The following is a 20,349-nucleotide window of genomic DNA, read 5'->3' on the forward strand; positions in this document are numbered from 1 at the left end:
CCCCGCGCCGAGGCTGTCACTGTTCCGGCCATCGTGGTCAGCCGGGAGGCAGGGGGACGAGTGGACACCATCACTCAATTGGTGACCATCGCTGCTGGGCTCGCCAACGACGTACGTCACGAATCAGTTGATGGAACGCAGCAAGCACAAGCAAGCCTTACGGGTCCGGTGGGACGAGAAGAAGCTCGATGCGTACGTCGACTACGTGGGGCGGGCGCGGCAAGGACGGTGCGCGAACATCGATCGGCACCCATGACGGGCGGTCAGAGGTGCCGGTCGGGAGGACGGCGCGGACTCGGGCGTGGTCGGCCGGGCGGTCCAGGATGACCACCTCGAACTCCTCCAGGCCGCTGCCAGTGCCGCGGCGCCTGCGGCAAGTCCTGCACCGACCAGTGACGCTTCCTGGGTGACAGGCAGCGCTGCGAACCTCCTCCAGCCGTCATGGATGTCACTCCTCGCGACAATGGCCCGTGGCTCAAAGCCCCGGTGACGCACCAAGCTCGGCACTTGGTGAGGGAGGGCTGTTCAGCTTGACGCCGTGCCTTGCCAAGACCCATCCGAGCTGGCGGCTCTGTCGATGGCCGGGCGGGTGCGGTCGGCCGGTCGGCGGGGGTGTCGGCGGTGTCCTGGTCTTCGGAGTGCCGGTACGCCGAGAGCCAGCGGTACCGTGCGCCGGCGCTTGTCCTTGGTTCAGGTGCAACGCGGTGATCCGGCTCGCCCGGCAGGACTGACCCGGGCGCCGAGGCTCCCGGCCGGCGTCGCCGGGTGCTACGCGCACGAGACCGCCGCGATACGTCCGCGCACCACGATGGTCCAGGGTGAGGGCTCACCCGGCGGCCCACTGCCAACGGACCGGAAGAGGATGCAGGACGAGATGCGGAAGATGTGCAAGCACGTGGCCACCGGTCCGACGGTGACCGCGATCGGGGCTGCCGGCGTATGAGTTCCGCCGTGCATCAGCGACTGACCGGCAGAGGTGTGCGGGTAGGGCTGGCCGGGCTGGCCGGGCTGGCCGGGCTCATGTGCCTTGCCCTGGCCGGTTGTTCGTCATCCGGGCAGCCAGCCGCAGAGGCGGTGCCGACCACGCAGTCGCCGTCCGCACTCCCGGCGAGTGCCGGTCCGCATCTTCCCATCGAGCCGTATCTCTTCTCCGAGGCGGAGGCGGAGAAGCTGACCAGGGCGGGAGCCGTGCTGCGCAAGGCGTGCATGCAGCGGTTCGGTCTCGACTACGCCATCAGCCCCGCCGGCCCGCCGACCGGACCGCGCACGTTCATGGACCGCCGGTACGGCGTGACGGACCGGGCCGAGGCGGCGGCAAACGGCTACCACCTCGGCGACCGCGACCCGCGCACCCACCCGGTCCGCCCGCCGCAGTTCTCCGCCGCGCAGCAGCAGGTGCTCACCGGGCACCTCCCGGGGAAGACCGGTGCGGACGAAACGAACCTCCAGGTCAACGGCGTACCGGTACCACCCGGCGGCTGTTACGAGGAGGCGAAGCGCGGCCTGGCCGGTGCGGGGGAACTGGGCCCGAGCAGCGTGGCCCAGCAGGCCAACTTCCAGACTTTCAAGGCCAGCATGTCGGCGGCGCAGGTCACGCAGGCATTCGAGGCGTGGTCCGGCTGCATGAAGAACAGGGGTTACTCCTACCCCAATCCGATGGATGCCATCGGCGACCGGCGCTTCCTGGGGGACTCACCCACACCGCTGGAGCTCCAGGTGGCGACGGCTGACGTGATCTGCAAGCAGCAAGTGGATCTGATCGGCACCTGGTTCGCGGTCGAGGTTTCCTTGCAGAAGGAATTGATCGCACGGCAACAAGCCGAATTCACGGCGGTGCTCGCGGCGAAGACCGAGCAACTCGCCAAGGCCGACGCCGTGCTGCGCGATCAGTGAAGTAGTGGGCTGACACTTTTTCGCGTCCGGGCGCGCCCGCCCTTCCCAGGTACGCCGAGGGGATTGCACACACGCCCGGAACGTCCCATGAAGAGAGGATCAAAGAAATGAAGCGCACCCTCAAGCTCGCCGCAGCAGCCCTGGGCGCTGCCCTGCTCGTCCCCACCCTCGCCACCTCCGCGCAGGCCGCCGTCAGCGACTGCCCGGACGGCAAATTCTGCCTCTTCTACAACTCGAACCAGCAGGGCTCCCACTTGGCGGTGTCGACGAACATTCGCGACCTCGCCGGGTACACCTTCACCAGCCCCGGCAACGGCCGGGGCCAGCACGTCAAGAACAACGCCGCATCGGCTGTCTCCAACGTGTGCATGACGGTCCGGGTGTACTACAACTCGAACTACAGCGGCCCGATGGACATGTTCAACTACCGCAATGCCGCGAACCTGGTCAACACGTACAACGAGAACGCCTCGGTGAGGTTCGCCGAGGACTGCTGAGCCTCACCCACGTGGCAACCGGTCGCCGGTGCGCGTACCGGCGTACCGGAGCCGGGCTTCGGCGAAGACCGCGACAACACCGCCGTAATAGCGCGGGATCGCGCACGACCACCCACTACCTGATCCACCGTCACGTGCGGAGCGTCGACGCTCGTGCAGCGGAGCATCAAGCAGACTCCCGCCCGCGTGGGCGTCGCAGTGGTCGCCACCGCCGGCGCCGTGGTCGCCGCCCCTCGGTGGCACAGGCCACCGACTACAACGGGGTCTGCGGTTCGGGTTACCACGTCGTCGACTCGATGTCGCTCGCGGATGGCACCGCGTTCCTGACGTACGACAGCTCGATCGGGCAGAACTGCGCCGTGACGGTCCGCAACAGTCCCGGCAGATCAATGGCCGGGAAGAGCAGGCCAACGCCGTGATCGAGCGCTTCCTCAACGGCGAGGGCCCGGCTCGTCGGACGCCGAATCCGTTCCACGGGTGTTCCACACGCCCTGATCAGGAGGGGTGCACGAGTGGGACGGTCCGGGACGGGAAACGCGAAGGGCGGGTGCCGGTTTGCTGACGGCACCCGCCCTGATCAGGCAGTTTCACCCACCTGCGCGGAGGGTGTGGGATTTGAACCCACGGTGACCAGAGGCCACGACAGTTTTCAAGACTGTTCCCTTAGGCCGCTCGGGCAACCCTCCTGGCGGAGGTCAGCCTAACGGGTCGGAGCGGGTTCGGTGCACTCCGTTTCCGGGACGCGGTCAGTTGTCACCCTTGCGCTCGCCGAGGGTGACGGTGGTCTTGGCGGCCTTGCCGTCGCGGGTGTACTCGACCTCGACCTTCTCGCCGGGCTTGTGCGTCCAGATCTCGGAGACCAGGGTCGGGCCGCTGTCGATCGGGATGCCGCCCAGCTTGGTGATGACGTCGCCGGCCTTGAGGCCGGCCTGGTCGGCGGGGCCGCCGGGGGTGACGGCCGGGGTGCCCTGGACGGCGGCGGTCTGGATCTGGGCGCCGTCGCCCTTGTAGTCGTCGTTGCGGAGCACGCCGAGGATGGCGTAGACCGGCTGGCCGTCCTTGATGAGCGTCTCGGCGACCCACTTGGCCTGGTTGATCGGGATCGCGAAGCCGAGGCCGATCGAGCCGGCCCGGCCGGAGCCGCTGGTGTTGGACTGGATCGCCGAGTTGATGCCGATCACCGCGCCGGAGGCGTTGAGCAGGGGGCCGCCGGAGTTGCCGGGGTTGATCGAGGCGTCGGTCTGCAGGGCGTTCATGTAGGAGGCCTGGGCACCCGTCTCGTCGCCGGAGGCGACCGGGCGGTCCTTGGCGCTGATGATGCCGGTGGTGACGGTGCCTTCGAGGCCGTACGGGGCACCGATGGCGATGGTGGCGTCGCCGACCGCGACCTTGTCGGAGTCGCCGAGCGGCAGCGGGTTGAGCTTGTCCTTCGGCGGGTTGTCGAGCTTGATCACGGCCACGTCGTAGCCCTGGGCGCGGCCGACCACCGAGGCGGTGTAGGACGAGCCGTCGGAGAACTTGACGGTGAGCTTGCCGCCACTGGCTGCCGGGGCGACCACGTGGTTGTTGGTGAGGATGTGGCCCTCGGTGTCGAAGACGAAGCCGGTGCCGGTGCCGGACTCCTGCGAGCCCTGCGCCTTGATGGTGACGGTGCTGGGCAGCGCCTTGGCGGCGATGCCGGCGACCGAGTCCGGTGCGCGGTCGGTGACCTTGCGGCTGTCGCTGACGCTGACCGTGGTGCTGGTGCGGCTGGTGCCGCCGGAGCTGTCGTCGCCGGTGACGGCGGCACCGATGGCGCCGCCGGCCACGCCCGCCACCAGGGCGACCGCGGCGATCAGCGCGACCATCCCGCCGCGCTTGCGGCGCGGGGGCTGGCTGCCGGCCGAGGCGTACGGGTGGCCGGGGCCGCCGGGCTCGCCCGGGTTGCCCGCACCGGGAGTGCCGGGGCCGCCCGCCGGGTGCCCCCAGCCGCCGACCGGGTGGCCTGCGCCGAAGGGGTGGTGCACCTCTCCGGTGGGCATCGGCGGCGCCGGCGGCGGGGCCGAGGGCGTGCCGTACGGGTCGGTGGAGGCGACGGGCGGAGCCGCGTAGGGGTTGGCCGGCTGCGGCTGGACGGGGGGCGCCACCACGGGCGGCGGGGCGTCGATGTACGGGGACGGCGCGGCCGGGGCCGCGGGCGGCGGGGCGTCGATGTAAGCGGGGGCCGCGGGGGCGGCCGGCGGCGCGTCGATGTACGGGGACGGCGCGGCCGGGGCCGGCTCGCTCAGCTTGCTGAGGGCGAGCGTCGGCGCGGACTCAACGACCGGCTGCGGCACGTCGGCCGCCGCGGTGTCGGGAGCCGGAACCACCGTACGGGGCTCGCCGGAGGGCTGCTGCTGCGCCTCCTGCGGCCCGGTGGATCCACTCGCGTGCTCGGTGCTCAAGGACGACCTCCATAGCTGACAGGACCTTGGCCCACAGTGTTTCGCATGTCGGATTCGGTTGCCGTAAGGAGCCCCCTGAAGAACGTCTAAGAATCCTTAGGCGTCCCTGACAGGATGCCTCCGACCTGCACCGGAGCGGATCCGCACGGCGGCGGCGCGCGGATGTCGGCCCGCGGTCCCGCGATACGGAACGGAAACCTCCGGGCCTTGGCGTTCCCGGCGGGTCCGGCTAGCCTGTCGTCCCAATCTGAACACGCGGGAGCTTGGACCTTCCAGGCTGAGAGTGCGCCGATCGACCGGCCGGGTCCGTTCCGGGCCGGACGAGGGGGCGCTGACCGCCTGAACCTGTCCGGGTAATGCCGGCGTAGGGAGTATCGGCCATGACGGCTGTTTCGCCTGCCCCTGTTCCCGGTGTCGAGGCCGGTCGGCGCGTCGAGGCGCCGCTCGTCCTGGACACCGCCCCTCCGCGGACGCTCGACTTCCGCGCCCAGTTCGCGCTGTGGGCCAATCTCGGCGTCAGCCTGATCGGCTTCCAGAGCGCGGTCACCGTGCTCGGCCTCCCCGGCCACGAACTCTCCTTCGCCGCCGCGGTGACCGCGATCGTCGCGGGCACGGTGATCGGTACGGCGATGCTGGGCGTCGCGGCGCTGATCGGCGCCCGCACCGGCGCGCCGGCCATGGCGATGCTGCGCGGCCTGTTCGGCACCCGCCTCTCCTACGTCCCGACGGTGCTGAACATCCTGCAGTGCATCGGCTGGGGCGTCTTCGAGCTGATCGTGATCGCGGGCGGCGCGCAGACCGTGGCCGGCACCCAGGGCTGGCGCTGGCTGTTCGTGCTGCTGGCCGGCGTGCTGACCACGGTGCTGACCATCTGGCCGCTGGGCTCGATCGCGGTGCTGCGCAAGTACGTGGCGGTCGCGGTCGGCGTGGCGATGGTGTACTTCACCGTCCAGCTGGGCCGGCAGGGCTTCCCGGACCCGGGTGCGGGCAACTGGGACGGCTTCCTGTCCGCGACGGACGCGATCATCGCGGTGTCGATCTCCTTCGTGCCGCTGGCCGCCGACTACACCCGGCACGCCCGCACCCCCGGTTCGGCGTACTGGGGCACCTTCGCCGGCTACTCGCTGGCGCAGGCCTGGTGCTACATCCTCGGCCTGATCGCGCTGCTGCAGTCGGGCGGCGACACCTCGAAGATCTTCTCCTCGTTCACCGGCGTCGCGGCCGGCTGGGTGTTCCTCCTGGTGCTGGTGATCCGGGAGACCGACCAGTCCTTCGCGAACGTGTACTCGACCGCGATGTCCGTCCACAACCTGCTGCCCAAGGTGGACCGGCGCCTGCTCACCGGCGGCATCGGCGTCCTGGTGACGCTGCTGGCGCTGCGCATCCAGGAGGGCGAGTTCTACGCCACCTACGCGAACTTCCTGTACCTGATCGGCGCGGTGTTCGTGCCGCTGCTGGCGGTGCTGGCGGTGGACTACTTCCTCGGCGCCGGCCGGTACGGCTGGAACACCTCGCAGGACGCGCCGTCCCGGTGGCCGATGCTGCTGCCGTGGGCGCTGGGCTTCGCCACCTACCAGTTCATCGCGCCGACCGGCATCGCGGACTGGTGGACCGGCTTCTGGAAGGACCTGCAGTCGGCGCTGCACTTCACCCCGCAGCCGTGGACCTCGGCCTCGCTGTTCGGCTTCCTGGTGCCGGCCCTGGCAACCTGGGCCCTGGCACTGCTCACCTCGCGCCGGACGGACCGCACCGCGGCCTGACCCGCGCAGCCCCGCCGGGGCGCCGGACGGAGCTGTTCACCGCGGGTTTTCCGTGGCGAATCCGTCCCGACATCGGACCACTCGTAGGGTGTTGATGTGGACACTCAGAAACTCCGTCAGGCCGCCCCGGCCGCCGGCGGCCAGGCCCGGGACCGCCGGGCGGTCAAGGTCATCGCCCACCGGGGCTCCTCCGCCGCGCTGCCCGAGCACACCCTGGAGGCGTACGCCCGGGCGCTGGAGGACGGCGCGGACGGGCTGGAGTGCGACGTCCGGCTGACCGCCGACGGCCGGCTGGTGTGCGTCCACGACCGCACCGTGCAGCGCACCTCGGACGGCCGGGGCGTGGTCTCCGCCATGACCCTGGCCCAGCTCTCCGAGCTGGACTTCGGCTCCTGGCACTCGCCCGGCACGCCGCGGCCGAGCTCGATCCTCACCCTGGAGGGGCTGCTGGAGCTGGTGGCCGAGGCCGGCCGCCCGGTGGAGCTGGCGATCGAGACCAAGCACCCCACCCGCCACGCGGGCCGGACGGAGGCCGAGCTGGTGCGGCTGCTGGACCGCTTCGGGCTGCTGCCGCGCACCCCGGAGGAGTCCACCGTCCGGATCATGAGCTTCTCCGAGCTGTCGCTGCACCGGATCCGCCGTGCGGTGCCCGCGGTGCCGACGGTGTACCTGCTGGAGCGGCGGCTGCCGGTGCTGGGCCGCACCCGTGCGCTGCCCGGCGGGGCCGGCATCGCCGGGCCCGGCATCGAGCTGGTGCGGCGCAACCCCGGGCTGGTGACGGCGCTGCGCCGGGCCGGGCACCGGGTGCACGTCTGGACGGTGGACGAACCGGCCGACGTCGAGCTCTGCGTGGAGCTGGGCGTGGAGGCGCTGATCACCAACCGCCCGCGCGAGGTGCTGGCGCAGCTCGGCCGCTGAGCGCGCGACCCCGGCGGATCGGAGTGCAAGGAGCGCGCACGGGGGAGCGCAAACTGCTGACGGATGCTCAGAGAACGCTCAATTCCTAAGACTTTCACAACGGACCGTAAGCGGTTTATCAGAGGTTGAATACCGTGCGTCGCGGCCTCTTGAAATGTCCGCGAGTGATCGCCCCGCGGCTGTTTCCGACGCATTCTCCAGGGGCATCCATCCCTCGGCAGACGCTGAAGGAGGTCCCGGGGGTGGCGTTGATGGTGGCGCGTGCTGTGCCCGAAAAGGTAGGGCCGACTTCGTCGACCATGGCGGTGCCGCACGGTCCGGCAGGCGTCGGAGCGGCACGGCGGAGGATGCGCAGCGAGCTCGGCGATCGCTCGATACCGGACACGGTCATCGACGACGCGGTGTTGATCCTCTCCGAACTGCTGAGCAATTCCTGTCGATACGCACGGCCGCTGGGAAAGCTGGAGGAACTCGGCGATCGGACGGCGGCCGGCATGGTCGACGCACTGCTCACCCGGTCGGTCACGGTGTCCGGGAACGGCACCAGGGAACGTCCGGGCGAACCCGGTCAGGACGGAATCCTGGTCCGCTGGTGGACGCATGCGGACGGCCTCACGGTAGAGGTCACCGACGGCGGGGCGAGCACCCGGCCGTTGCCCGCCAGCCCTTCGTTGACCGCCCGCGGCGGCCGCGGGCTGAGCATCGTCGGCAAGCTGGCCAGTGCCTGGGGCGTCCGCGACGCGCCCGGCGAGGTCACGGTCTGGGCCGCCCTGGCGCTGCGGCCGGACAAGCGGGACGAACCGGCGGCATAGCGGCGGCGCGGCAACGGGCCGGCGCGGGGCGTGCGGGGCGGGGCGGCGCTGCGGCCGGTCGGGCGCGGGGGTGCGTCCGCACCGGGGCGCGGCACGAACCTCAGTAGGCTGCGGGTGCACTGTCGCCGTACCCGGGAGCCGAAACCATGGCCAAGAAGGCCGCAAAGTCCTCGTCGCAGACCAGCACCGCCACCGCCACCGGCGAGATCCCGGTCGTCGGCGCGCGCGAGAAGTGCCCCTGCGGCTCCGGCCGCCGGTACAAGGCCTGCCACGGCCGGGAGGCCGCGCACGCGGTGCAGGAGCTGGTGCACCGCCCGTTCGAGGGCCTGCCGGGCGAGGCGGACTGGGTCGCGCTGCGCGAGCTGGTGCCGGCCGCGACGGTGCCGCTGGCGCTGGCCGCCGGGGTGACCGACGGCGCGGTCGGCGAGGTGCCGTCGGTGACGCTGGCGACCGTGCTGCCGCTGGCCTGGCCGGCGCTGCGGCGCGCCGACGGGTCGATCCTGCTCGGCCTGCAGACCCAGTCGGGATCGGGCGACCTGAGCCGGGACCTGGCGGACGCCCTGGAGCTGGCGCTGGCCACCGAGCCGGGCACTCCGGTGCCGTCCCGCCGGACGGTGCCGGGCGGCCGCCGCCTGCAGGACCTGCTGGACACCTCGGCCGAGTTCACCCCGGCCGTGCACACCGGCTTCGAGTTCTGGCTGGAGGACGCCGAGTCCGCGACCGGCGAGGTCGCGGCCTCCCTGGAGCGCGCCAACGCCTCGGCGATCCCGACCGAGAAGGTCGCCGGCGTGGACGCCGCCTACTGGTGCGGCACCCCGGACAAGAACCACCTGCGCTGGGTCATGACGGTGCCGGAGGAGAAGCTGCTGGACGCGCTGGCGCGGCTGGCCGCGGCCGACCGGACCTCGCTGGGCGAGGGCACCAAGCTGGTCGGCTCGTTCCGTGCGCACGGCCTGACCGTGCCGGTGTGGGACCTGCCGCTGGAGTTCACCGCGGCGGACTGCGAGAAGCCGGCCGCCGAGTTCGCCGGGCGACTGGCCGAGGCGCTGGCCGAGACCACCCCGCTGAGCGCGGAGGAGCGCCGGGCCCGGGCCAACCTGGTGAGCCGTCAGATCACCCTGAACTGACGGGGAATGTGACTCCGGTCACATTTCTGGCGGCGGGACGAAAATGCCAGGTCGGCCATGGGCGGACAAATTGGCTCCCCGCCGGATCTTTGTTACTGTTTAAACAGTCCGGTCGCTGGTGCATCCCCCGTCGCCAGCGACCGGATTTTCCATTCCCGCGGAGCCCGTGTCGTCGGCCCGCGGAGCCCCTGCCGCCGGCCCCGCCCCGGGTGGGAGCCGCCGCTCAGTACGCCAGCCGGCTGCCGTCCGGCTCGGCCACGCTCGCCGCGATCAACCCCTCCAGCAGGGTGCCGACCTGAGGCAGCCACAGCCCGTCCGCGGCCGGCGGTGACACCCAGTGCACTCCGCCGGAGCCGGTCTGCGAGGGCGGCAGCAGCACGTACCCGCCGGTGCCGTGGTAGCGCAGCGAGCCGGGCACCCAGGGCCGCTCGGCGAGCAGCCCGCCCAGCTCCTCCAGCGTGAACGGCGCCACCAGCAGCGCGTACCGCGACGGGGTGGCCAGGACGGGGCCCACGGGCACGCCCAGCTCGGCGAAGTACCGCAGCACGCGCTCCCCCGCGGCGGTCGGCAGGCTCACCGCGCACACCGTGCCGCCGGTGGCGGCCAGCACCGGCGAGCCGGGCGCCCGGTGCTCCCACCACCACTGCACCATCCGGCCGTCGGTGGTGGCCGCCGCGAGCGGAGGGTCGTGCGGGTGCGCGCCGGCCAGCGGACAGCGCGGCTCCCCGCAGGAGCACGGGCCGAACATCCCCCGGACGGCGCGCGCGCCGGGCACCACCGGCCAGCCGCGGTCCGCCGCCTCCAGCGCCGCCAACAGCAGCGCGCCCTGCTCCCGCCGGCGGCTTCCGGGCCACCGCAACTGCATCCGACGCATGGGTGCTCGTTCCTCTCCGCGACCGTGGGGATCAGGACCGCCGTGGACGCACGGGGCGCGGGCGGTTCGAGACGAGGGAGGGGCGCGGAAGATCCTCGGACGTGCGCCCCTGGAACGAGAATCCCTCATACGGCCGGATGGACGCGCGCTGCGGGCCGCCGGTTCCACCGTACGAGTGAGTCGGCCCCCGGCCGGGGAGCGGCCGCGAGGCGGAAGCATACGATCCGGACCGCAGGTTGACCGAGCGTCAGGCGACGCGCCGGGCCGGGCGGCCGCACGGCGCGGCCGCGGGCCCGCCCCGGCACGCCCGCCGCCTCCCGCGACGGTCCGCGCGAGCGGTCGGCAGAGACCCCGTCACGCTTCTGGACATGCCCCGATCGGCCTGTGTACAAGTGGTGGATTGCTGCCGAACAGTGAGATAGCACTCGTTCTGTCCGGTCTCGGGAGTCCTGCGTGACACGTACCAGTATGTGGGGAGTTGCGACATGACCGACGCCCAGCCGAGCGGACTGGCCGTGTCCGGTGCGGCGCTGCCCGGCACGGGAGCGCTCGGGTCGGACCTGGCACCGTGCGGGCCGGCTCCCGCGGGCGCCGTGCTGGCACCGGTGCTCCCGCTGCCCGCACTGTTCGGCGACGAGTTCGGCGACCCGGCCGACGGCGGCCTGCAGGACCGTTTGGCCGGATGGCTGTCCGATTTCACCAGCCTCCACGAGCACACCGAGCTGCTCGCCCGCGCACGGGGGCTGGACGCCGCGCTGACCGCCGTCCTGGAGTCCGGCGCGGCCCTGCTGGGTGCCCGGCGCGGTCTGATCACCACCACCGCCCGCGGCGCCGGCCGCCCGGTCGGCCTCGGCCTCGACCGCTCGGGCATCGGCGCGCTGGAGACCGTCCCCGCCGAACACGGCCCGTTCGCCGGGCTGCTCAGCCGGGCCGGGGACGGCGGCCGGCTGCTCGTCACCGACCTCGCCGGGGACCCGTCGGTCGGCCCGCGGTTCCGCGAGGTCGCCGCCCAGCTCGGCCTCGGCGCCTGCTTCGCCCTGCCGCTCGGCACCCCGGAGGACGGTCCGCTCGGCGCCGCCGCCTGGTTCTACGACGAGCCCGCCGAGCCCAGCGAACGGCGCCAGCACCTCCTGCGCCGGTACTGCGAGTTCGCCGCCCCCGTGCTGGCCGGGCAGCTCGCCGCCGACCGCTCCCGGCGGGCCAGCGACGCGCTCCGCCGCGGCCTGCTGCCGGACCGCCTGCCCGTCCTGGAGGGCGCCCGGCTCGCCGCCCGCTGCGTCACCGCCGGTCTGGAGAACGCCACCGGCAGCGACTGGTACGACGCGGTGGAACTCCCCGACGGCACCCTCGCCCTCACCGTCGGCAGCGTCTCCGGGGACGGCCCGGGCGCCGGCCCGTCCTCCGCCCCCGGCGCCGCGGCCGCCATGGGCCGCATCCGGGCCGCCCTGCGCGCCTACGCCGTCCTCGAGGGGGAGGACCCGGTCTCCGTCCTCGGCGACCTCGAACTCCTCCTCAAGACCACCGAGCCCGCGCGCACCGCCACCGCCGTGTACGCCTGGGTGCAGCCCTCCGAGCGGCGGGTCACCCTGGCCGGCGCCGGCCACTGCCCGCCGATCCTGGTCAGCCGCGACGACGCCCGGTTCGTCGAGACCTCGCTCTCCGCCCCACTCGGCGTGCTCAGCTGCTGGGAGGCGCCCGGCGTCGACCTCACCGCCGACCGCGGCGACCTGCTGCTCCTCTACACCGAGGGCCTCGCCCGCCGCTGCGGCCCGAGCCTGCACGCCGGGCAGGCCGCGCTGCGCCGGGCGGCCGCCGACGCCCCGCGGGACGTCCGGCTCGACCCCGACCGGCTCTGCAGCCATCTGCTGGAGGTCACCGGCGGCGACACCGCGGGCACCGAGGACCTGGTGCTGCTGGCACTCCGTTTCGGCTGACCGCCCGCCCCTGGTCGTACCCGACGGCCCCGGACAACCGTTCGGTCCGTCCTCGTACCATGGGGGCACGGCCGCCCCCCACGTCGCGATCCGACGTGCCCGGGGCGGGGAGACGCGCGCAAGGAGGCGACGTACGTGACCGAGGACCGCACCCCGGCTGTGTCCGACAACCCCGAGGGCCTGGCCGCCGAAGAGGAGGACCAGCCGATCAAGGGCCGCAAGAACGGCCTGTACGGGGAGGTCTCCGACGAGCTGGCCGCGTCCATGAAGTCCGGCTGGGCCGACACCGAGCTGCGCGGGCTGCAGCCGGTCGCCCAGGCCCCGTACGCGGCCGAGCGGCGGGCGAAGCTGTCCGCCCGCTTCCCGGGCGAGCGGCTGGTCGTCCCGGCCGGCCGGCTGCGGGTCCGCGCCAACGACACCGACTACCCGTTCCGCGCGGCCAGCGAGTACGTGCACCTCACCGGCGACCAGACCGAGGACGCCGTCCTGGTCGCCGAGCCGGCGGGCGACAGCGGCCACGACTTCGTGCTGTACCTGCTGCCGCGCTCCGACCGGGAGAACGGCGAGTTCTGGCTGGACGGCCAGGGCGAGCTGTGGGTCGGCCGCCGGCACAGCCTGGAGGAGGCGCAGGCGCTGCTCGGCCTGCCCGCCCGCGACGTCCGCAAGGCGGCCGAGGAGCTCGCCGCCGTCGAGGGCGTGCCCACCCGCATCGTCCGCGGCTACGACGCCGGTCTGGAGGAGGCGCTGGCCGGGGTGCTCGACGAGGAGCGCGACGACGAGCTGAAGGTCTTCCTGTCCGGCCTGCGCCTGGTCAAGGACGAGTGGGAGGTCGGCGAGCTGCGGGCCGCCTGCGACGCGACGGTGAAGGGTTTCACCGACGTCGTCCGCGAGCTCGGCCAGGCCGTCGCCACCTCGGAGCGCTGGATCGAGGGCACCTTCTGGCGCCGCGCCCGGGTCGAGGGCAACGACGTCGGCTACGGCTCCATCTGCGCGGCCGGCCCGCACGCCACCACCCTGCACTGGGTGCGCAACGACGGCGAGGTCCGCCCCGGCGAGCTGCTGCTGCTCGACGCCGGCGTGGAGACCCACACCCTCTACACCGCCGACGTCACCCGCACCCTGCCGATCAACGGCCGCTTCAACGAGCTGCAGCGCAAGATCTACCGGGCCGTGTACGACGCCCAGGAGGCCGGCATCGCCGCGGTGAAGCCGGGCGGCCGGTTCCGCGACTTCCACGACGCCGCGCAGCGGGTGCTCGCCGAGCGCCTGCTGGAGTGGGGCCTGCTCGACCCGTCGGTGTACGACGTCGAGAAGGTGCTGGAGCTGGGCCTGCAGCGCCGCTGGACGCTGCACGGCACCGGCCACATGCTCGGCCTGGACGTGCACGACTGCGCGCACGCCCGCCGCGAGGAGTACGTGGACGCCGAGCTGGTGCCGGGCATGGTGCTCACCGTCGAGCCCGGCCTGTACTTCCAGCTGGACGACCTGACCGTGCCGGAGGAGTACCGCGGCATCGGCGTCCGGATCGAGGACGACATCCTCGTCACCGCCGAGGGCAACGAGAACCTCTCGGCCGGCCTGCCCCGCACCGCCGACGACGTCGAGTCCTGGATGGCCGGCCTGGCCGGCTGACCGCACGGCGCGCACGGCGGCCGGGCACCCGTGGGGGTGTCCGGCCGCCGCCGTGTCAGCGGTTCCGGTGGATCGGCACCGAGCCGGCCGCATCACCGATCTTGGTGTAGGAGCCGCCCGCGGTGTCGAGGAAGGCCTGGCCGATCACGGGGATCGCCCCCTGCTGGTCCTTCGTGGTGAGCTTCATCCGGTAGGTGAGGGTGCGGCTCCTGCCCGGTGCCAGGGAGAAGGCGGCGGAGCGGCCCAGCCCCGCGTAGTCCATGCCCGTACCCGCCCTGAGCGGCAGGGCCGTCCAGGAGGAGCCGTCCTTGCGCTCCAGCGTGCCTGTCGGGATCCGCTCCTCGACCGGCCCGGTCGGGGTGGCGAACTCCTGCTCGTCGCGCTGACCGGTGACGACCGGCTCGACGTGGCCGTAGGAGGTCTGGCCGACGTTCGTCCGGGTCACCTGGAAGGTGACGGTCTCGATGCCGTTCTCGGTGGTCGAGGACGGCTCTCCGAGCAGGACCTTGATGTCGCCGGCCCTGCCCTTGTGCAGGACGTCTCCGCGCCCGCTGACGTCGAGGCTGTTCAGGATCGAGGTCAGGCCGCCCTCGTAGTCGGCCTTGAGTCCGTTGGCGACGACGAAGACCTGCTCCTTGTGGAAGCCCCACATGCAGGCGGTGAACTGCTCGCCCCCGCAGGCGACCTGCCATTTCGTCATCGACGCCCAGCGTCCGTTGATCGTCTCCGTGGATCGTTGCGGGGCACCGACGCACCGGTAGTCAGTGGTGTCCGCCGGGACGTGCGGGTTGCCCCACAGCGGACAGAAGGGCTGGTGCGACCAGCCCGACGGCGAGTCGAGAGCTGCCTCGGACGGCCAGGTGACGTTCTCGAGGTCGGCGGTGGAGTAGGCGGCGATCATCACTCCGTACGGCTGGCAGTCGTGGTACGTCGCGCTCGCCGGTGCGCCGGGGCTCAGCAGGCAGAGTCGCAGGGGATCGTCCGCTGCGATCCGCCAGCCGGCCGGGACTTCCAGGCCGACGTTGCCGAACTCGTACGGGGTGCCCGCGGTGGCGGCCGGGTTGATCGCGCTCCCGGTCGCCGTGGCGGACGGGCCGGGCGGGGCGGAGGCGGAGACCGAGGGGCTGGGCGTGGCGGTGAGGGTGGCGGCGGGCGGGGTGTCGTCGCGCTTGGCGACCTGGTCGCCGTCGATCCGGACGACGCCGATCGCGACGGCGGCGGCGAGGCCCAGCAGCGGGACGGTGAGGGTGAGGACCGGCCGCAGGCGGCGGAGCCGGCGGGAGGGCGGGGTGTCCTGGCGGAGGCTCTGCGCCGTCACCAGGGAGGCGCGGGCGTCGAGGGCCTCGCGCAGCAGGCGCTCCACGGGCGTCTCTTCGGGAGTGGGCTTGTCGGTCATCGGGCCTTCTCCGGCTGCTTCTCCAGGGCGTCCAGGGCCCGGCTGGCGGTGGACTTCACGGCGCCCCGGGAGAGCCCCAGGGTCTCGGCGATCTGCGCCTCCGGCAGATCGGACCAGTAGCGCAGGACGAGCACCTCGCGCTGGCGGGGTGTCAGCTCCTGGAGTGCGACGATCACCCGCCGGTGCTCGTCGTTGAGGACGGCGCGGTCCTCCGCCGAAGGGGCGTCGGCCTCGTGCGGCGGGACGTACTCGCGGGCGGTCTTGCGCCGGCGGAGCACCGATCGGGCCCCGTTGACCACCGAGGTGCGCAGGTAGCCGAGGGCGTTGTCGAGGTCGTCGAGGTGCTCGCCGTGGCGCTGGTAGAGCGCGGCGCGGGCTCCCTCGACCGGGAACACAATGATCATGGTGATGGGCGGGGCGATTGCGCCAGGAGCCGTCAGTGCGCCTGCGGGGCGACCCGCATGCCGGTCGCGGCAGGGCGGCGAAGGTCCCGGCGGCCCCAGCCGGAGCGGCCGATCGGCGGAGCACTTTTCATCCCGGATGCGGAGACAACGGGCACATCCATGGCAGATCCCCCCAGGGTGCGGCGCGGTCGTCGGACGGAGCGAGAGCCGCCGGTCGGCCTCGGGCGGGCCCTCCGGCTCCGTTCCCCCGGCTCCCGTCCTGATGGACGTGCGTCCCGTCGGGGGGTTGCAGGTGGGTGCGGAGAATTTTTCCGGGCGCCCGCACCGGGCACCACGGCGTGCCGAGAACACGAAGAGGTGCCCGGCGGCAGGGCCGGGCACCTGAATGATCGATCAGCGGCGGGCGCCGCGGCGGCCCCAGCCGGACATCCGGATCGGAGCGGGGATGTTATTCGCAAAAGTGGAGACAACGGACGCGTTCAAGGCATGACCCCCCAAAGAGATCGCTGCAGATGTGGTGGTGGATGTGTACGGCGAGGCCCACCGGTCGGCTCAGCCGCACCGGCCCCGTCCCCCGGGCCCTCGTCCTGACGAAGCAGCATCCTCCCCGACGGACGGGGCGGGCTCCCACTGCTTTTTTCACTGCCCGCCTCGGGACCGCCAACCGGTCTCGGACACATCTTCAGATTAGGGCCGGGCACTGACAGTCCGGCCCCTGCACGGGCTCCACCCCACCGGGCCCGCGGTCAGCAGACCAGGCCGAGGTCCGCGGGGGTGGCGGCCTTCGGGTCGATCGGGCGGCGGCCCTCAGTGGGCCAGCCCTCGCGCACCCAGTACTCCAGACCGCCGATCATCTCCTTGACCTCGCGTCCGAGCGCGGCCAGCCGCATGGCGCCCTTGGTGGAGCCGTTGCAGGCCGGGCCCCAGCAGTACACGACCAGCAGGCCGGACGGGAGTCCGGCGACCCGCTCGGCGGTGATCTCCGCCAGGGGCAGGCTGACGGCCCCCGGCAGGTGGGCCTTGCGGTGGGCTCCCTCGGCGCGGACGTCGACCAGGGTGAAGTCCTGCTGCCCGTCGCGCATCGCGTACCGGACGTCGGCGGGGTCGGCCTGGCAGCCGAGGCGCTCGGCGAAGAAGGCGAAGGCGCGGTCGGGGGCGAGGGCGGGGATCTCGGTCACGGGCGAGACGGCGACGGTCATCTGCGGGCTCCTGACGGTCCGGGAACTGCGGTGCGGCGACGTCTCCGATCCTTCCGCCGGGCGCCGGCGCCCGACAGTGGCGGTGACGACTACACTCGCCAAGATCCCGCCAGCCCGGACGAAGGGGAGCGCCGTGAACGCCAGCCGGCCGAGCCGCCCGGTAGCCGTCTCCGTCGGCCGCCGCCCGGAGCCGGTGCACACCGTCGCCGTGTACGCCTTCGACGGCATGGCCCCGTTCGAACTGGGCGTCGTCGTCGAGGTCTTCGGCCTGGCCCGGCCCGAACTGAGCGGGCTGCTGGCCGCACCCTGGTACGACGTCAGGGTCTGCGCCGACCGTCCCGGCACCCCGCTGAACGCGGTCGGCGGCTTCACCCTCACCGCCCCGCACGGGCTGGACGAACTGGCCGCCGCCGACACGGTGATGGTGGTGGCCGTCCCCAACGCCTTCGGCGGCGAGGTCTCCCCCGGGCTGGTGGCGGCACTGCGCACCGCGCACGAACGCGGCGCCCGGATCGTCTCGATCTGCTCGGGCGCCTTCGCGCTGGCCGCCGCGGGCCTGCTGGACGGCCTGGAGGCCACCACCCACTGGCGATACGCCGGCCTGCTGCAGCAGCGCCACCCGGCGGTGAAGGTCGACCCGGACGTGCTGTACGTCGACAACGGCTCGGTGCTGACCAGCGCGGGCAGCGCGGCCGGCATCGACCTGTGCCTGCACCTGGTGCGCCGGGACCACGGCGCCCGGGTGGCCAACACGGTGGCCCGCCGCTTCGTGGTGCCGCCGCACCGGGGCGGCGGGCAGGCCCAGTTCATCGAAGCGGCGGTCGCACCGGTGGCGGCGGAGGACGACGGCGTCACACGCTCCATGCAGTGGGCGCTGGACCACCTGGCCGAGCCCCTCACGGTGCCGCTGCTGGCCCGCGCCGCCCGAATGTCGGACCGCTCCTACCTGCGGCACTTCACCGCCCGCAACGGCACCAGCCCGATGCGCTGGGTCACCGCCCAGCGCATCGCGGCGAGCCTGCCGCTGCTGGAGTCGCCGGACGGCACCGTCGAGGAGATCGCGACCGCGGTCGGCTTCGAGAGCGCCGCGACCTTCCGGCACCACTTCGGGCGGACCATGCGGGTCTCCCCCACCGCCTACCGGCGCACCTTCGGCCGCGGCGCGGCCTGACCGGCAACTGCCGGACCAGGACCCGTGCGCCGGGTCAGGACTCGCGGCGGTCGGCGTTGGCGAGGATGGCGTCGCGCAGCCACTGCGCCAGACCGGGGGCGATCCGGTCGTAGGTGGCGGTGAAGCGCGGGTCGGCGACGTACATCTCGCCGAGGCCGCGGTGGATGGTGTAGGTGCACTCGTAGAAGTTGCCGGTGATGTGCTGCCGGTGCTCCTCGGCGAGGGCCGCGCCCTCCTCGGAGTCGGCCGCCGTGCCGGAGGTGAACGCCTGCGCCAGGCGGGCGTTGAGGCCGTCGGCCTCGGCCTTGATGCGCTGCCAGTCGGCCTTGGTGTAGCCGCCGGTGCGCCGCTGGGACTCCTTCCAGGCGTCGGTGCCGCCCCAGCGCTGCTCGGCCTCGTCCTCCCAGCTCTCCTGGTAGTCCTTCCCGAACACCTCGAACTTCTCCTCCGGTGTCAGCTGAATGCCCATCTTCTGCGCCTCCAAGGCTCGTTCGACTGCCGCGGCGAGTTCCTGGAGGTGTTCGATCCGCTCGCCGATGATGCTGCGCTGGCGGCGCAGGTGCTCGTTCGGCGAGACGGACCGGTCGTCCAGGATGGCCGCGACCTGGTCGAGGGGGAAGCCGAGTTCGCGGTAGAACAGCACCTGCTGCAGCCGGTCGAGGTCCTTCTCCTCGTAGCGGCGGTAGCCGGCCGGTGTGCGTCCGCTCGGGGACAGCAGGCCGATCTCGTCGTAGTGGTGCAGGGTCCTTACGGTGACCCCGGCCACCTTGGCCACCTGGCCGACCGAGTAGCTGGTCATCGCGGTCGCTCCCTCCTCGTGGCCTCCACCCTCCGGCCTCACGGTGCGTGAGGGTCAAGCCGATTCCGTCCGGCCCCGGCCGTACGAGTCTCCGAGCCGGTGGTACCCGGGCCGGGGCGCAGCCTGGTGCACCGGACAATTGTCGCCGCGCCGCCGTCCGAACACGATGGCGGCATGAGGACGACCCCCCTGTTCCGGCGGCTGGCCGCGGAGGCGGTCGGCACCGCGGTGCTGGCCGCGGTGCTGATCGGTTCCGGGCTCCGGGTCGCGGCGCCGGGCGGGGACTGCGGCGGGGGCACCGCCGGCGGCGTCCTCGCCCCGGCCCTGGCGCTGGGCGTGCTGATCGCCCTGTTCGCGCCGGTGTCCGGGGCCCATCTCAATCCGCTGGTCACGGTGGCCGGCTGGTGGGCGGGGCGGCGGGACGGCAGCGGTCCGTCCGCCGGGGAGCTGGGCGGCTACGCGGCGGCGCAGCTGGCCGGTGCGGCGGCGGGCGCGGCCCTGGCGAACGCGATGTTCGGCCGGCCGCTGCTGGGGCCCGCCGCGGTGCCGCGGGCCGGCGGGCCGCTGTGGCTGGCGGAGGGCCTGGCGACCGGGGTGCTGGTGCTGCTGGTCTGCGGGCTGCTGCTCGGCGGCCGGGGCCGGTGGGCGCCGGTGGCGGTGGCCGGGTGGGCCGCGGCGGCGTGCTGGGGCACCTCCTCGGGGGCGTTCGCCAATCCCGCGGTCACCGCGGGCCGGGCGCTGGCCGAGGGTCCGGCCGGGATCGCGCCCGGCTCGGTGCCGGGTTTCGTGCTGGCGCAGTGCGCGGGTGCCGCGGCCGGCCTGGCGCTGGCGGCGCTGCTGTTCGGGCGGCCGGGTGCGGTCGGGGAGCCGGCGGCTTCCGGGGAGCCGGCGGATCAGGCGGAGGCGAGGAAGGACTTGGCGGCGAGCAGTGCCTCCTCGTCGGCGAGCACGTCGCCGGGCCGGCTGCCGGAGCCGAGCAGCAGGCCGCCCCAGCGCATCGACAGGTAGTCGGCGCTGCGGCGGAGCATGCCGGCGAGCGGGTCGGCGTCGGAGGGGTCGCTGCCGGCGTAGGCGCTGACGGCCCAGAGGGTGCGGCCGGCCATCCGGCGCTTGAAGTCGGTGCCGGGGACGCGCATCCAGCCGGACCAGTGGTCGAGGTAGTGCTTGACGGGCGTGCTGACGCTGTACCAGTAGAGCGGCGAGACGATCACCAGGTCGGTCGCGTCGAGGGTGGCGTCCAGCAGGGTGCGGGCGTGCCCGGTGGGCGGCGGGTACTCGCCGTCGTGGCGCTGGTCGGCGAAGGCGGGCAGCGGCAGGTCGGTGAGGGTGAGCCACTGCTGCTCGGCGCCGGCGGGGAGGTGCTCGGCGGCGCGACGGGCGAGCAGTTCGGCGTTGCCGCCGGAGCGGGTGGAGCCGAGCAGGAAGAGGAAGCGGCGCTGGGCCCGGTCGGCCATGGGGGCTCCGTGGTGTCGTGGTGACGGCGCCGACGGTGGCCGGCAACGGCGTCCAA

General features: G+C 73.1%; 16 protein-coding genes, 1 tRNA gene, 2 pseudogenes and 1 riboswitch. Of the genes and pseudogenes, 11 read left to right on the forward strand and 8 right to left on the reverse strand.

From position 1 onward, the window contains the following. The first annotated feature begins 951 nt into the window (after positions 1-951). The 3 genes and pseudogenes from AB0M03_RS16800 to AB0M03_RS16810 all read left to right on the forward strand — a co-directional run. Positions 952-1,893 carry a hypothetical protein gene (locus AB0M03_RS16800; protein WP_363492263.1) on the forward strand — a complete coding sequence of 314 codons (942 nt, stop codon included), beginning with the start codon at positions 952-954 and terminating at the stop codon, positions 1,891-1,893. Positions 1,894-2,000: 107 nt separating this feature from the next. Next, positions 2,001-2,390: a peptidase inhibitor family I36 protein gene (locus AB0M03_RS16805; RefSeq protein WP_363492264.1), complete on the forward strand. Its 390-nt coding sequence runs from the start codon at positions 2,001-2,003 to the stop codon at positions 2,388-2,390. A gap of 239 nt (positions 2,391-2,629) precedes the next feature. Next, a pseudogene (locus AB0M03_RS16810) lies at positions 2,630-2,773 on the forward strand (spore-associated protein A); the annotation flags it as partial. Positions 2,774-2,990: 217 nt separating this feature from the next. Here the strand turns inward: AB0M03_RS16810 and AB0M03_RS16815 are convergent. Beyond that, positions 2,991-3,076 (reverse strand) — tRNA-Ser (locus AB0M03_RS16815). A 60-nt stretch (positions 3,077-3,136) separates the two neighbouring features. Then, positions 3,137-4,813, reverse strand: coding sequence for a trypsin-like peptidase domain-containing protein (locus AB0M03_RS16820; protein ID WP_363492265.1), 1,677 nt, complete (start codon positions 4,811-4,813; stop codon positions 3,137-3,139). Between the two features lie 245 nt (positions 4,814-5,058). Further along, positions 5,059-5,201: riboswitch (TPP riboswitch) on the forward strand. Between AB0M03_RS16820 and AB0M03_RS16825 the strand changes: the two genes are divergently transcribed. The 4 genes from AB0M03_RS16825 to AB0M03_RS16840 all read left to right on the forward strand — a co-directional run bounded on the left by AB0M03_RS16825 (position 5,194) and on the right by AB0M03_RS16840 (position 9,430). Beyond that, positions 5,194-6,573 (forward strand): cytosine permease, encoded by a 1,380-nt coding sequence (locus tag AB0M03_RS16825; protein WP_363492266.1) that lies wholly within the window; start codon positions 5,194-5,196, stop codon positions 6,571-6,573. (Overlaps the previous riboswitch by 8 nt.) 171 nt (positions 6,574-6,744) lie before the next feature. Beyond that, positions 6,745-7,491 carry a glycerophosphodiester phosphodiesterase family protein gene (locus tag AB0M03_RS16830; RefSeq protein WP_363492296.1) on the forward strand — a complete coding sequence of 249 codons (747 nt, stop codon included), beginning with the start codon at positions 6,745-6,747 and terminating at the stop codon, positions 7,489-7,491. 347 nt (positions 7,492-7,838) lie between these two features. After that, a complete protein-coding gene (locus tag AB0M03_RS16835) occupies positions 7,839-8,303 on the forward strand; it encodes an ATP-binding protein (RefSeq protein WP_363492268.1) in 465 nt (154 codons plus the stop codon). Between the two features lie 146 nt (positions 8,304-8,449). Next, positions 8,450-9,430: a DUF5926 family protein gene (locus AB0M03_RS16840; protein WP_363492269.1), complete on the forward strand. Its 981-nt coding sequence runs from the start codon at positions 8,450-8,452 to the stop codon at positions 9,428-9,430. Positions 9,431-9,653: 223 nt separating this feature from the next. On the opposite strand, the gene AB0M03_RS16845 is transcribed toward AB0M03_RS16840, so the two are convergent. After that, a complete protein-coding gene (locus AB0M03_RS16845) occupies positions 9,654-10,304 on the reverse strand; it encodes a bifunctional DNA primase/polymerase (protein WP_363492270.1) in 651 nt (216 codons plus the stop codon). A gap of 485 nt (positions 10,305-10,789) precedes the next feature. On the opposite strand from AB0M03_RS16845, the gene AB0M03_RS16850 reads away from it, so the two are divergent. Both AB0M03_RS16850 and AB0M03_RS16855 read left to right on the forward strand, forming a co-directional pair. After that, positions 10,790-12,238 carry a PP2C family protein-serine/threonine phosphatase gene (locus AB0M03_RS16850; protein ID WP_363492271.1) on the forward strand — a complete coding sequence of 483 codons (1,449 nt, stop codon included), beginning with the start codon at positions 10,790-10,792 and terminating at the stop codon, positions 12,236-12,238. A 135-nt stretch (positions 12,239-12,373) separates the two neighbouring features. Next, positions 12,374-13,870 carry an aminopeptidase P family protein gene (locus AB0M03_RS16855; protein WP_363492272.1) on the forward strand — a complete coding sequence of 499 codons (1,497 nt, stop codon included), beginning with the start codon at positions 12,374-12,376 and terminating at the stop codon, positions 13,868-13,870. A 55-nt stretch (positions 13,871-13,925) separates the two neighbouring features. Here the strand turns inward: AB0M03_RS16855 and AB0M03_RS16860 are convergent, their stop codons facing one another. The 3 genes and pseudogenes from AB0M03_RS16860 to AB0M03_RS16870 all read right to left on the reverse strand — a co-directional run bounded on the left by AB0M03_RS16860 (position 13,926) and on the right by AB0M03_RS16870 (position 16,869). Beyond that, positions 13,926-15,266 carry a hypothetical protein gene (locus tag AB0M03_RS16860; RefSeq protein WP_363492273.1) on the reverse strand — a complete coding sequence of 447 codons (1,341 nt, stop codon included), beginning with the start codon at positions 15,264-15,266 and terminating at the stop codon, positions 13,926-13,928. Beyond that, a pseudogene (locus tag AB0M03_RS16865) lies at positions 15,263-15,652 on the reverse strand (sigma-70 family RNA polymerase sigma factor); the annotation flags it as partial. The gene AB0M03_RS16860 and the pseudogene AB0M03_RS16865, both read right to left, overlap by 4 nt. 764 nt (positions 15,653-16,416) lie before the next feature. Further along, positions 16,417-16,869 (reverse strand): rhodanese-like domain-containing protein, encoded by a 453-nt coding sequence (locus AB0M03_RS16870; RefSeq protein WP_363492274.1) that lies wholly within the window; start codon positions 16,867-16,869, stop codon positions 16,417-16,419. A gap of 133 nt (positions 16,870-17,002) precedes the next feature. Here AB0M03_RS16870 and AB0M03_RS16875 point away from each other — a divergent pair, with 133 nt between their 5' ends. Continuing rightward, complete coding sequence (locus tag AB0M03_RS16875) at positions 17,003-18,040, forward strand: helix-turn-helix domain-containing protein (RefSeq protein ID WP_363492275.1); 1,038 nt, start codon at positions 17,003-17,005, stop codon at positions 18,038-18,040. Between the two features lie 34 nt (positions 18,041-18,074). Here AB0M03_RS16875 and AB0M03_RS16880 read toward each other — a convergent pair whose 3' ends face one another. After that, complete coding sequence (locus AB0M03_RS16880; protein WP_363492276.1) at positions 18,075-18,839, reverse strand: MerR family transcriptional regulator; 765 nt, start codon at positions 18,837-18,839, stop codon at positions 18,075-18,077. Between the two features lie 174 nt (positions 18,840-19,013). Between AB0M03_RS16880 and AB0M03_RS16885 the strand changes: the two genes are divergently transcribed. Next, entirely contained in the window at positions 19,014-19,847 is an 834-nt protein-coding gene (locus AB0M03_RS16885; RefSeq protein WP_363492277.1) for an aquaporin, read from the forward strand. On the opposite strand, the gene AB0M03_RS16890 is transcribed toward AB0M03_RS16885, so the two are convergent. Beyond that, a complete protein-coding gene (locus tag AB0M03_RS16890; RefSeq protein WP_363492278.1) occupies positions 19,733-20,293 on the reverse strand; it encodes an NAD(P)H-dependent oxidoreductase in 561 nt (186 codons plus the stop codon). The genes AB0M03_RS16885 and AB0M03_RS16890 overlap by 115 nt on opposite strands. Positions 20,294-20,349 lie beyond the last annotated feature (56 nt).

Source organism: Kitasatospora sp. NPDC051914, assembly GCF_040680995.1.
In the GTDB taxonomy this organism is placed as follows: domain Bacteria; phylum Actinomycetota; class Actinomycetes; order Streptomycetales; family Streptomycetaceae; genus Kitasatospora.